Source organism: Streptomyces sp. NPDC111744, assembly GCF_055634995.1.
The window spans coordinates 234647-246626 of sequence record NZ_JBVKCG010000011.1 but is presented as its reverse complement, the minus strand read 5'-3'; the positions used below and the strand labels follow the sequence as shown (position 1 = coordinate 246626).

The 11980-nt window shown below is 71.6% G+C and carries 13 protein-coding genes; 8 read left to right on the top strand and 5 right to left on the bottom strand.

Going from position 1 to position 11980, the window contains the following annotated elements; translation table 11 throughout:
* Positions 1–2: 2 nt before the first annotated feature.
* On the bottom strand, positions 3–896 hold the full coding sequence (locus ACZ7OO_RS25055; RefSeq protein ID WP_471507811.1) for an SIS domain-containing protein: 894 nt from the start codon (positions 894–896) through the stop codon (positions 3–5).
* A gap of 122 nt (positions 897–1018) precedes the next feature.
* Here ACZ7OO_RS25055 and ACZ7OO_RS25050 point away from each other — a divergent pair, with 122 nt between their 5' ends.
* Positions 1019–1798 (top strand): DeoR/GlpR family DNA-binding transcription regulator, encoded by a 780-nt coding sequence (locus ACZ7OO_RS25050; protein ID WP_471507809.1) that lies wholly within the window; start codon positions 1019–1021, stop codon positions 1796–1798.
* Positions 1799–1838: 40 nt separating this feature from the next.
* Here the strand turns inward: ACZ7OO_RS25050 and ACZ7OO_RS25045 are convergent, their stop codons facing one another.
* Positions 1839–2234 (bottom strand): luciferase domain-containing protein, encoded by a 396-nt coding sequence (locus ACZ7OO_RS25045; RefSeq protein WP_471507807.1) that lies wholly within the window; start codon positions 2232–2234, stop codon positions 1839–1841.
* A 165-nt stretch (positions 2235–2399) separates the two neighbouring features.
* Here ACZ7OO_RS25045 and ACZ7OO_RS25040 point away from each other — a divergent pair, with 165 nt between their 5' ends.
* On the top strand, positions 2400–2600 hold the full coding sequence (locus ACZ7OO_RS25040; protein ID WP_471507805.1) for a hypothetical protein: 201 nt from the start codon (positions 2400–2402) through the stop codon (positions 2598–2600).
* A gap of 239 nt (positions 2601–2839) precedes the next feature.
* Positions 2840–3127, top strand: coding sequence for a hypothetical protein (locus tag ACZ7OO_RS25035; RefSeq protein WP_471507804.1), 288 nt, complete (start codon positions 2840–2842; stop codon positions 3125–3127).
* Between the two features lie 197 nt (positions 3128–3324).
* Here the strand turns inward: ACZ7OO_RS25035 and ACZ7OO_RS25030 are convergent, their stop codons facing one another.
* A complete protein-coding gene (locus ACZ7OO_RS25030; RefSeq protein ID WP_471507802.1) occupies positions 3325–4566 on the bottom strand; it encodes a serine hydrolase domain-containing protein in 1242 nt (413 codons plus the stop codon).
* Positions 4567–4826: 260 nt separating this feature from the next.
* On the opposite strand from ACZ7OO_RS25030, the gene ACZ7OO_RS25025 reads away from it, so the two are divergent.
* Positions 4827–5978, top strand: coding sequence for an MFS transporter (locus ACZ7OO_RS25025; RefSeq protein ID WP_471507800.1), 1152 nt, complete (start codon positions 4827–4829; stop codon positions 5976–5978).
* A gap of 129 nt (positions 5979–6107) precedes the next feature.
* On the opposite strand, the gene ACZ7OO_RS25020 is transcribed toward ACZ7OO_RS25025, so the two are convergent.
* Positions 6108–7790 carry an alpha/beta hydrolase gene (locus ACZ7OO_RS25020; RefSeq protein WP_471507798.1) on the bottom strand — a complete coding sequence of 561 codons (1683 nt, stop codon included), beginning with the start codon at positions 7788–7790 and terminating at the stop codon, positions 6108–6110.
* Between the two features lie 184 nt (positions 7791–7974).
* On the opposite strand from ACZ7OO_RS25020, the gene ACZ7OO_RS25015 reads away from it, so the two are divergent.
* Genes ACZ7OO_RS25015 through ACZ7OO_RS25005 form a run of 3 tightly spaced genes read left to right on the top strand, consistent with a single transcriptional unit; the run spans position 7975 to position 9945 of the window.
* Positions 7975–8430, top strand: coding sequence for an arginine deiminase family protein (locus tag ACZ7OO_RS25015; RefSeq protein WP_471507796.1), 456 nt, complete (start codon positions 7975–7977; stop codon positions 8428–8430).
* Positions 8431–8447: 17 nt separating this feature from the next.
* A complete protein-coding gene (locus ACZ7OO_RS25010) occupies positions 8448–9152 on the top strand; it encodes a lysostaphin resistance A-like protein (protein ID WP_471507794.1) in 705 nt (234 codons plus the stop codon).
* 58 nt (positions 9153–9210) lie between these two features.
* Entirely contained in the window at positions 9211–9945 is a 735-nt protein-coding gene (locus ACZ7OO_RS25005) for a maleylpyruvate isomerase family mycothiol-dependent enzyme (protein ID WP_471507792.1), read from the top strand.
* Between the two features lie 9 nt (positions 9946–9954).
* On the opposite strand, the gene ACZ7OO_RS25000 is transcribed toward ACZ7OO_RS25005, so the two are convergent.
* Positions 9955–10347 (bottom strand): MarR family winged helix-turn-helix transcriptional regulator, encoded by a 393-nt coding sequence (locus ACZ7OO_RS25000; RefSeq protein WP_471507790.1) that lies wholly within the window; start codon positions 10345–10347, stop codon positions 9955–9957.
* A gap of 86 nt (positions 10348–10433) precedes the next feature.
* Here ACZ7OO_RS25000 and ACZ7OO_RS24995 point away from each other — a divergent pair, with 86 nt between their 5' ends.
* Entirely contained in the window at positions 10434–11918 is a 1485-nt protein-coding gene (locus ACZ7OO_RS24995; RefSeq protein ID WP_471507788.1) for an MFS transporter, read from the top strand.
* The last annotated feature ends 62 nt before the right edge of the window (positions 11919–11980 follow it).

Sequence of the window (11980 nt, the reverse complement as noted above, 5' to 3'; positions counted from 1 at the left end):
GGTCACGCCTCCCCGGTCGGGGCGAGGATCACCGAGCGGGTGAGATGGCGTGGCCGGTCGGGGTCGAGGCCCCGGGCGGCGGCGACGGCGACGGCGAGGCGCTGGGCCCGGACGAGTTCGGCGAGCGGGTCGAGGGCGCCCTCGATCCACAGTCCGCCGGTGGCGCGGACCTGTTCGGCGAGTCCGGCGGGCGCCGGGCCGAGCATCCAGGTGGCCGTGGAGCGGGTGGTGATACTGATCGGGCCGTGCCGGTACTCCATCGCCGGGTAGGCCTCGGTCCAGGACAGCGAGGCCTCGCGCATCTTCAGCCCGGCCTCGCTGGCGAGTCCGACGGTCCAGCCGCGCCCCAGGAAGGTGAACTGCCTGCACTCGACGAGCCCTGTGGGCAGGGGGGTCGAGAGCGCGGTGCGGGCGTCGGCGACCACCGCGTCGGTGTGCAGGCCGAGGTGGGCGCGCAGGAGGGTGAGGGCGCTGGTGGCGAACCGGGTCTGGACGACGGAGCGTTCGTCCGCGAAGTCCAGGACGATGAGGTCGTCGGCGGCCCGCAGCACGGGGGTGTCGGGGTCAGCGGTGATCGCGGACGTGCCCACCCGCCCCTTCAACTGCCCCAGCAGTTGCAGCACTTCGGTGGTGGTGCCGGACCGGGTCAGGGCGAGCACCCGGTCGTAGGACCGCCCGTGCGGGAACTCCGAGGGGGGGAACGCGTCCGTCTCCCCCTGCCCCGCTGACTCGCGCAGTACGGCCGCCGCCTGGGCCATGAAGTACGAGGTGCCGCATCCGACGATGGCGACCCGCTCCCCCGCCGCCGGCAACGCCCCCGTGTACCGCCCCGCCTCTTCCGCCGCCCGTATCCAGCACTCGGGCTGGCTGTACAGCTCGTCCTCGACATACGTCATGCCGGAGCCTCCCGCATTTGATTGTTCTTGCAAGATAGGGGCAGTTTTCGAGCACAATCAAGCATTCCGCGGAAGGCGGGGTGGGTTAGGGTCGCCGGGAGATCGAGGAACGGAGGGGGCGGATGTCGCGCGACGCCCGCTGGAAGGCGCTGCTTGAGCTGCTCGTCGAGCGCGGCCGTCTGGAGGTCGAGGAGGTGGCGGCCGAGCTGGCGGTGTCGGCGGCGACGATCCGGCGGGACCTCGACCAGCTCGCCGAGCAGCAGATGCTGGTGCGCACCCGGGGCGGGGCGGTGGTGCACGGGGTGTCGTACGAGCTGCCGTTGCGCTACAAGGCCGCCCGGCGGGCCTCGGAGAAGCAGCGGATCGCCAAGGCGGTCGCGGAACTGGTCGCGCCGGGCGAGGCGGTGGGGCTGACCGGTGGGACGACCACCACGGAGGTGGCCCGCGCCCTGGCCGTGCGCGGCGACCTCGCCACCGGCACGCCGGCACTGACGGTCGTCACCAACGCGCTGAACATCGCCAACGAGCTCGCCGTGCGGCCCCAGTTCAAGATCGTGGTGACGGGTGGGGTGGCGCGCCCGCAGTCGTACGAGCTCATCGGGCCGCTCGCCGACGGTGTGCTGGGTCAGATCACCCTCGACGTGGCGGTGCTCGGGGTGGTCGCCTTCGACGTCGTGCACGGGGCGGCGGCCCATGACGAGGCGGAGGCCGCGATCAACCGGCTGCTGTGCGAGCGCGCGGCCCGCGTGATCGTCGCCGCCGACTCCAGCAAGCTGGGCGGCCGGGCGTTCGCCCGGATCTGCGCGGCGGAACTGGTGGACACACTGGTGACGGACACTGCGGCCACGCCCGGGACGGTGCGCCGGTTCGAGGAGGCGGGGATCCGGGTCATAACCGTGTGACGCTGCCGCGGACCCCGGTCACATGACGCCGGCCCTCATCTCACATGCCGCTGGTGTCCGCGCTGACGAAGCCCGCGCCCCGCTGGTCGTTGCAGCCGAACACGGGCCGGTCGGCCGGGTCGGGCCAGCTCTGCTGGGCCTGGAGGGCGACGCTCACCAGGGTCAGCAGCAGATCGACGTCACTCGCGGCGTCGAGTCGTATCGTCACCCACTGCGAACCCGGGACGATGCGAATCGCTCCCGTGCTCTTGAGATCCGTGGCGAAGTGCCGGATGGCGTGCGTGGTGAGACGCAGGTCCACATCGCGGTCGGAGTGGAAGTGCGCGATCTCGCCCTGATGCGAATTCACCGCCTGCCCCAGACCACAGCTCGGTACCGCCTGGGTCAGGTCGGGCCAGGTCGCCAGTTGCGCCAGAGCGCGCGAGGCCAACGTCATGGGCCCATCATGGACCGCTCACTCTCCGGTAACCAATCAGCGGGCAGTTATTAACCGAGCTGTTGCCGGACTCTTTCCGAACACAGACACCTTTACCGAGTGAATATCCGCAGGATTTCAGCGGTTCGAGGGACGGAAGGTACTTCTCGGACGTCCAGGACGGGCGTGGTCAACGTCACGTTTTACGCACGCCTGACGCCGGTCGCCGCGAACGTGACGGCGGCGGCGAGGTCGAAGGCCCCCGTAGTCGCTGCCGAGGCCCTGGGCGACCAGAGCCGCCACGGCGTCGCCGAGCACGGCGGCCTCCTGGGACTGCGGCCCAGCCCGATGCCGTGGACGAAGCCGGCGGTGAAGGCGGCGCCGTAGCCCGTGGGGTTGACCACGTGGATCGCCGACCACCGAAGAGACCGGGGTCGTCCTGCGGCGGACACCCCAACAGGCCCGCAGCAAAGCCCGGTTGGCACGGTACTGAAGGCCGCGGAGCGCGTTCTGGTCGCCGAGGGTGTCCAGGCGCTGACCACGACTCGCTGTACCAGTACCTGCCCGACCGGGACGCGATCATCGACGCGCTGGCAGCGACGTACCTCTCCTGGTTCGAAGGCGTGATGGACGACCTGGTCCGTGCCGCAGCCGCCGAGCAGTGGGGCGACCTGGTGGGCGTGTTCACCGACGGCTTCGCCGCCCTGCGGTTCGGCAACGGTCTGACCGACCAGGCCCGGGAGGCGGACCGCGAGCACAGGCACCGGATGGCCGACGGGGTGGGCCGTGCACTGCTCGCGCTCGGCGTCGCCGGCGACACGGAAGCGCTCGGCCGCACCTGCCACGCCGCCGACCCCCTCGTCCAGGAGGCCTTCCGCCGCCAGTCCGAGGGCGACACGGCCCTTCTACCCTGAGTCTGAGCGACGATGACCGACGGGACGCCTGAACGCCACGACCGAACGGCACTCCGCTCGCGACACCGCGCCGAGCCGGCGGAAGGCTCCGGCGGTCAGGCCCGGGTACTTGGCTCCTGGCACGGAATCAGGCCGGCCGTTGGGCACGCGCGGCCCAGGCCTCACCGGCCCGCAGAGAGCCGTACCCGAAGAGGAGGCTATTGCCGCGAGCCCTTGGCGGGCCCGGCGGCGCACAGCGCGTGGTCCACGAGGGTGCCCGTGGCGCGGTTGAGTGCGGCCAGGTCCGGCGGCGCGGCCGTCGTCGTGATGGAGATCGTCACCGCTCGCCTGCCGTCCGCGCTCACCGCGGGGCGGGCGTTGACGCCCGCTCCGTCACCCTCGTGGGTGTAGTAGAAACCACCGCAGGAAAGCGGGATCCTGCGCAGCCCGAGACCGTAGGTGCCCTCGGGCATCTCCGCCACGTCCTCCGGGTCGTCGGTCCGCTCGACGGTCTGCCGCATCTCACGCCACTGCGCGGCGGGCAGCAACTTCCCTCCGGCCAGGGCGCGGAAGAAGGTGTTCAGGTCGGCGGTGGTGCTCACGACACCGGAGTCCGCGGTGTGCTGGAAGCTGTGCTCGGTGACGTCGAGACGCTTACCGTCGGCGCCGGTCAGGTATGCGTTCACGTGCGGGTCGGGCAACTGCGGGTCGAGCCCCGGAATGGAGGTGTGCCGCAGTCCCAGCCTGGCGATCACCCGGCGCTCGACCAGTTCGCCCCAGGGCGCGCCGCCGGCCTTCTCGGCGATCATCCCGGCCAGCAGGTAGTTGGTGTTGGAGTACGCCCACCGGGTCGCCCCGCCCGGCTCGGGCAGGAACGCCGGCGCGTGCTGCATCGCCACGGCGACCAGATCGGCAGCGGGCGTGGTGTCGTAGCGGTTCTCGTCGAAGTGGTTGATCAGCCGGTCCTGGATCTCCGGGTCGTCGATGTAGTCGTACAGGCCACTGGTCTGGCGGAGCAGGTCGCGGACGGTGATGCGGCTCCCGTCGTTGCCATTGCCCGCGACGACCCCCGGCAACCAGTGCTCGACGGTGTCGTCGAGCGACAGCCGCTTCTGCGCCACGAGTTGCAGGACCACGGTGGCCACGAACGTCTTCGTCGTGCTCGCCACACGGAAGTGCGCGTTCCACGGGATCGGGGCCGAGGAGTCGGCGGTCCGGGTACCGATCCGTGCCATGAGCGGCACGCCGTGCGGTCCGTCGACCCTGGCCAGCACGTTCACATCGCCGCCGCCGGCCTTCCGTACGGCCGCCAGGTCCTGGCGGAGCTCGTCCTCGCTGTAGGAGCGTCCCGGCGCCGGGTGCCCGGCGGCGACGGCGGTCGCGGCCATGGGTGCGGCCAGCGCGAGCAGCGCTGCGGTCAGTACGGCGGTCCTGGTCTTTCTCGACGGCGGCATCTTCATGATCGAATCCCCCGGTGCTGTGGGTCCTGTTCGGTGACGATCACAGCCAACCGGGTCCGCGGGCGCGTGAGGATGGGGCTGACCTCCGAGTCAGGGGTGTATGTAGGCCCCCTATGACCTGCTTCCGCATTTCACCGACGAGCCTCCGCCGCGGGCACGCGGCGGCCACCACAACGACCGACACTCCCCTTGCGGCGCCCCGGCACACCTCCTACGCTGATTTTGTGCCGCTAATAAACAAAACCCGATCGCACACCGTCGTGCCGGGTAGCACCGCCGCCCTCACCCGCCTCCGCATCGCCATCACCGCACTCTTCGCCATGGACGGCTTCGTCTTCGCCGGCTGGGTGGTGCGGATCCCCGACATCAAGCACCAGACCCACGCCTCGGTCGGCGCGCTGGGGCTCGCACTGCTCGGCGTCTCGGCCGGCGCCGTGATCACCATGACCCTCACGGGCCGGCTCTGCCGCCGGTACGGCAGCCACCCGGTGACGCTGGTCTGCGCGACCCTGCTCGCACTGAGCGTCGCGCTGCCCCCGCTCACCCACTCGGTGGCGGCACTCGGCGCCGTACTGCTCGTGTTCGGCGCCGCGTACGGCGGTCTGAACGTCGCCTTCAACAGCGCGGCCGTCGACCTGGTCGCCGCCCTGGGCCGCCCGATCATGCCAAGTTTCCACGCGGCGTTCAGCCTGGGCGGCATGATCGGGGCGGGCCTGGGCGGACTGGTCGCCGGCATCCTCTCCCCCACACGTCACCTGCTCGCCCTCACCGTGATCGGCCTGCTGGTCACGGCCATCACCGCTCGCACGCTCCTGCGGTACGACGCCCCGGTCCCGCACACCGAGCAGCACACCGACGCCGCCCCGCGTCGCCTGGACATCCGTACCCGCCGCATGGTCATCGTCTTCGGCCTGATCGCCCTGTGCACGGCGTACGGCGAGGGGGCGATGGCCGACTGGGGCGCACTCCATCTCCGGCAGGACCTGGATGCGTCGCCGGGTCTCGCAGCGGCCGGTTACACGTGTTTCGCGCTGGCCATGACGATCGGCCGAGCGAGCGGCACGCGGCTGCTGGAGCGGCTCGGCCGGTCCAAGACCGTGATCTTCGGCGGCGGCACGGCAGCGGCCGGCATGCTCCTCGGTTCCCTCACACCCTGGATATGGGCAACCCTGCTCGGCTTCGCGATCACGGGCCTGGGCCTGGCCAACCTGTTCCCGGTGGCGGTGGAGCGCGCGGGCGCGTTGGCCGGTCCCTCGGGCGTCGCGACGGCCTCCACATTCGGCTACGGCGGCATGCTGCTGGGCCCGCCGGCGATCGGTTTCATGGCTGGCTGGACATCACTGCCCACGGCGCTGACGAGCGTGGCGCTACTGGCGGGGATCGCGACGCTGATAGGTGCGACGAGCAAGTGACGGACCAGCGGCTGTCCGGCACCGCCGAAGTGCCGCCGTCATGGCCGGGCACCGCTGCGGCGGATCAAAGTGGCCGACGAGAAAAAGGCGAGCGACGCCGCACCACAGCAGTGGAGAAGCGCGCAACCATCAGTCCAGCAACCCCGGTTCCCGTACCGACTCCAGCAGGCCGGCCAGTCTCGCCGTGTCGGCCGCCGTCCAGCCCGGTGGCTGCGTGATCTCCGCCCACGCGCTCGTCGGCAGCGCGCCGTACCGGTGCCCGTACCCGTCGGGCACGCTGTCCGCCCCGGCCAGATCGCACGCCACCTGCCAGAACGTCAGCAGCGGATACCAGCGCATCGCCGGTGAGACGTCCCGGGCGCGCGGGCGGTCCAGCCAGTCCGGTTGGTGGAGGGCGAGGTCGGGTGACCACCAGACGACGGGGTCGGAGCCGTTCTGGAGGTAGACGGCGCGGGGCTCTCCCCAGGGCGCGGGCGGGATGCCGTAGTCCGTCCGCACCTGCGCGAACCGCAGATGCGCGCCGTCGCCGACCACCGGCCGCCACTCGGGGCTGCCGGGCTGCCGCTGCGCGGTGACCCTCTTCCACAGGGGGTTGTCGTAGGTCGGCCCGACGAAGAGCGCGCCGCCGGTTTCCGAGGTGAGCGTGGGGAGAGAGCCGTCGAGGGCGGACTCCAGAGAAAAGGAGCCGAGGCTCTCGCCGTAGACGAGGAGCCGGGGGCGGGAGCCCGCGGGGAGGGTCCGCCACTTGGCGTAGACGGCGTCGAAGAGGGCGCGCCCGGTGTCGGCGGCCTCGTCCTCGGTGAGCGCGGAGACCCAGCTGGGCAGGTAGGAGTACTGCATGGCGACCTCGGCGGTGTCGCCGCCCCACATGTACTCCAGGGGTTTGCTGCCCTGGTCGTTGATCCAGCCGGTGCCGGTGGTGCCCATCACGGCGAGGATCTTCCGGGAGAAGCCGCCGGTGCGTTCGAGTTCGCGTACGGCGAGGGCGGCGCGTTCGTCGAGGGTGTCGGCGGTGCGCAGGCCGACGTAGACGCGTACCGGGTCTTTCGCTGACCGGCCGGTGAAGGCGGTGATGTCGGCACGGGCCGTGGCCGTGCCGACGAAGTCGCGGCCCTTGGCGCCGAGGGTGTCCCAGTGGGCGGCGGACCGGGGAGTGCCGGAGAGGGTGGGCAGGCCGGGCTGGTGGACGCCCTCGGTGGTGCCCTGGTCGGTGAGGGACGCACCGCTCTCGATCGCGTCCAGTGCCGCGCGCAGCAGAAAGCCCTGGACGACTCCGACGATCACGAACGCGGCGAGGGCGACCCCGGTGGCGTACGCGACGGGGCGTGGGACGTGGACGCCGAGTGGGCGGGCGACGAGGCGGGTGCCGAGCCGTACCGTACGGCCGACCAGGAGCAGCAGCGTCCCGACGAACGCGGCGACGACCGGGACGAGCACCCACTGCCACCAGACCACCTGCGGGGGCAGGGCCACCGCGCGGCGGACCTCGCCCTCCCAACGAACACTCCAGGCGGTGACGGTGACGACCGCGGCGGCCCCGAGGACCGTGAGAGCCGCCCAGACGATCCTGCGGACACGCGGTCGGATACGGAAGCCGGCCCAGCGGAGCAGAAACCGGGCGAGTGTCTCCAGTACGGCGCCGACGACGTATCCGACGACCGCCGAGACGCCGGCGACGAGACCTTGGAGCCACCAGGCGCGCGGGAGCAGGGACGGTGTGAGGGACAGGCAGTAGCACAGCACCGCCACGGCGATCCCGCCCCAGCACGGCCGCCGCCGGACCACCCGGTCGGGGCCCGAGTGCCGGCGCACCCGTTCCGCGACCCGCCGGGTCCAGTCCCTCGTATGATTCAGAGCCTTGCCCGCAACACCCACTTGGCCACCTCGAGACCACGATCGGCCACCGCACCGGCCGCCGCATCCGGAAGATCCCCAAGCCCATCCCCTTGGGCGACAAAAGGTGCAGAGCACCCTCGGATATCCCATCATTGTGGGCATGGCCCAGGCCCGGACGACCGAAAGTCCCCGTTTCTCGCCACCTGTGGCCAAGCCGGCGTTGCCGACGCTGACCGCGATGGTGGCCGGTTCGATGGTCGGCGCCGGTGTGTTCTCGCTGCCGCGCCGCTTCGCCGAGGAGACCGGTGCCGCGGGCGCACTGATCGCCTGGGTGATCGTGGGTACCGGCATGCTGGTGCCGACCCTGGTCTTCCAGACGCCGGCGCTGCGCAGGGCGGACCCGGACGCGGGTGTGTACGCCTACGCGAGGGGGGGTGGGGCGGTCGCGCCTGAGCCGGGCGTGGTCTTCACCTACGACCGCGACACCCGGACCGACACCCTGCTGCGCAAGGCGGGCGTCGAGGTCATCACCATCGTCGGCGCCGAACTGGGCCGGGGGCGCGGCGGCAGGCACTGCATGACCTGCCCGCTGCCGCGTGACCCGGTCGAGTTCTGACAGCGCGCGGCCCGGAGATGCCGGTCCACGGGCTCCCCACCCGGGCCGCCCTGGCGTCGGCGGTGGCCGTCCTGGTGGCGGTCAACCTGCTGGACAACCGCTGGGCCCGGTCGTGGATCCTGCTGACCGCGGTCATCGCCTCGGCGGTCCTGGTGACGTTGCTGCTGTGGGCCGGAGGCAGCTGGGCGGAGCTGGGGCTGGGCCGGAACACGCTCGCGGACGGGGCGCGTTGGGCCCTCACCCTGATCGGGATCGTCACGGCTGTCTATCTGTGCGGGGCCCTTGTCCCGGTCACCCGCGGGCTGTTCGCGGACCAGCGGACCGCCGCGCTGAGCGGTGCGCAGGTCGCCTTCAAGGCGCTGGTCGCGGTGCCCGTGGGGACCGTACTGCTGGAGGAGATCGCCTTCCGCGGGGTGCTGTTCGCGCTGCTGTGCCGGCTGCGCACGGCGACGACCGCCGCGGTCCTCTCCTCCGTGCTGTTCGGCCTCTGGCACATCCTGCCCTCGCTGAACCTCAACAAGGACAAGCCGACCCTGGGTTCGGTCTTCGGGCAGTCGGTCGCCGGCGCGGTCCTGGTGGACGTCGGGGCCGTACTGTTCACGGCCGTGGCGGGCTGCCTGCTGTGCTGGCTGCGCGACCGCAGCGGCTCCCTGCTGGCACCGATGGCCCTGCACTGGGCGGTCAACGCGCTGGGGTACGCGGTGGGGTTCCTGCTCCGCTGAGGCATGCCACGCCGGGGCCTGCCGCACTGGCGTGCGCCGTATCGGGCAGACTCGCGGCATGGAGACTGCCGAGTTTCTTCAGATCCTGGACCGGGAGGGCCGGTCGCTGGCCGCGGCCGCCATGGAGGCGGGCCTCGACGCCGAGGTGCCGGCCTGCCCGGACTGGCGGGTGCGCGACCTGCTGCGGCACACGGGCACCATCCACCGGTGGGCGGCCGGTGTCGTCGCCGACGCCCATCCCGGCCCCCGGCCCATCCCGGACCCGCCCGACCTCGACGGCACCGAACTGACCACCTGGTTCCGGGAAGGCCACCGTGACCTCGTCGACACCCTGGCCGCTGCGCCGCAGAACGTGACGTGCTGGACGTTCCACCCCGCCCCCGTCCCCTCACCACTGATCTTCTGGCTGCGCCGGCAGGCTCATGAGACGACCGTCCACCGGTACGACGCCGAGGCCGCCCGGGGCGGGCCCGTCTCCCCGATCGGCACGGACTTGGCGGTCGACGGCATCGACGAGCTGCTGCGCGGCTTCCACGCCCGCTCCCGCAGCCGGCTCCGCTCCGCATACCCGCGGGTGCTCCTGGTCCGCGCCGAGGACAGGGACGCGGCCTGGACCGTACGGCTGTCGGAGCAGCCGCCCGTCACGGAAGTCGGCGCACTCCATGACGCGACGGCCGAACTCTCCGGCCCTGCGGACGAGTTGTATCTGGCGCTGTGGAACCGGATACCGGTACCGAAGGTGATCGGCGACCCGGAACTGGTCGACCTGTGGCGCACCAGCTCCGGGATCTGACCGCCGGTTCTAACCGGCCAGCATCCGGGTGAGCACCGCGCGCTGCACCGGCAGCACCTCGCCGTGCAGCGCGCGCCCCTTGCCCGTGAGCGCCACCCGCACGCCCCGCCGGTCCTCCGGGCACATGGCCCGCTCGACCAGGCCGTCCTTCTCCAGCCGGGCGATCAGCCGGGACAGCGCGCTCTGGCTGAGATGCACCCGCTCAGCGATCTCCTGGACGCGGTAACTGCAGGCACTGTCCGCCGCCGGACCCGCGGAGAGCAGGTCGAGCACCTCGAAGTCACTGGCGCACAGGCCGTGGCCGTGCAGGGCGCGGTCGAGTTCGCACTGGGTGCGGGCGTGCAGGGCGAGAATGTCCCGCCACTGCTCCACGAGTGCCTGCTCGGGCTTCTTCGCCGCCATCCCCGCACCGTAGCAGAGCAACGGGATTGTTGCATCGTAATCAAATGCGCTCGCATTCAATGCATGTGCATGTAGTGTCCGTGGGTATGACCTCTCCGCTCACCGCCCCTGCCGCCCCGCCCGCGACGGGCCGCTGGACTCCGCGCCTCTGGGGCACTCTGCTGGTGCTCTGCGCCGCGATGTTCCTGGACGCCCTGGACGTGTCGATGGTCGGCGTCGCCCTGCCGTCGATCGGCTCCGACCTGCAGCTGTCGACCTCGACGCTGCAATGGATCGTCAGCGGCTACATCCTGGGATACGGCGGCCTGCTCCTGCTCGGCGGCCGTACCGCCGACCTGCTGGGCCGCCGCCAGGTGTTCCTCGTGGCCCTCGGCGTCTTCGCGCTCGCCTCGCTGCTCGGCGGCCTGGTCGACTCGGGCCCGCTGCTGATCGCCAGCCGCTTCGTCAAGGGCCTGAGCGCGGCATTCACCGCTCCGGCCGGCCTCTCGATCATCACGACCACGTTCCCGGAGGGCCCGCTGCGCAACCGTGCCCTCGCCATCTACACCACCTGCGCGGCCACCGGCTTCTCCATGGGTCTGGTGCTGTCCGGCCTGCTCACCGAGGCCAGTTGGCGCCTCACCATGCTGCTGCCCGCCCCCATCGCCCTGATCGCGCTCCTCACCGGCCTCAAGCTGCTGCCGCGCAGCTCACGCGAACGCGACCACAACGGCTACGACATCCCCGGCGCGGTCCTCGGCACCGCCTCCATGCTGCTCCTGGTGTTCACCGTGGTGGAGGCCCCGCAGGTGGGCTGGGCGTCGGCCCGCACCCTGCTGTCCTTCCTCGCGGTCGCGGTCCTGCTGACCGTCTTCGTCCGGGTCGAACGCCGCTCCCCCGGCCCGCTCATCCGGCTCGGCGTGCTGCGCTCGGGCAGCCAGGTCCGCGCCCAGCTCGGCGCGGTCGCCTTCTTCGGCTCGTATGTCGGCTTCCAGTTCCTCACCACCCTGTACATGCAGTCCCTGCTCGGCTGGTCGGCGCTGCACACCGCCCTGGCCTTCCTGCCCGCGGGCGCGCTCGTGGCGGTGTCCTCCACCAAGGTCGGTGCGATCGTGGACCGCTTCGGCACCCCGCGGCTGATAGCTGCGGGCTTCGCGTTCATGGTCGTCGGATACGCCCTGTTCCTGCGCATCGACCTGGACCCGGGGTACGCGGCGGTGATCCTGCCGTCGATGCTGCTGATCGGCGCGGCCTGTGCGCTGGTCTTCCCCTCGCTCAACATCCAGGCCACCAACGGGGTGGACGACCACGAGCAGGGCATGGTCTCCGGGCTCCTCAACACCTCGGTGCAGGTGGGCGGCGCGATCTTCCTCGCGATCGTGACGGCCGTGGTCACCGCGGGCGCCCCGGCGCAGGCCACCCCGCAGACGATGCTCGACAGCTACCGCCCCGGCTTCATGGTGGTCGCGGGCGTGGCCCTCGCCGGCCTCCTGATCACACTCACCGGACTGCGCACCCCGCGTAAGCAGCAGACCGTCGTGATCGCCAAGTCCACGTCCCTGGAGGCGGAGCGCGTGTCCGTGCGCGACTGACCTGACGCTCCACACCTGCGCCCGGCGGGTCGGTTGCCCCGCCGGGCGCACGGCTGTGACAT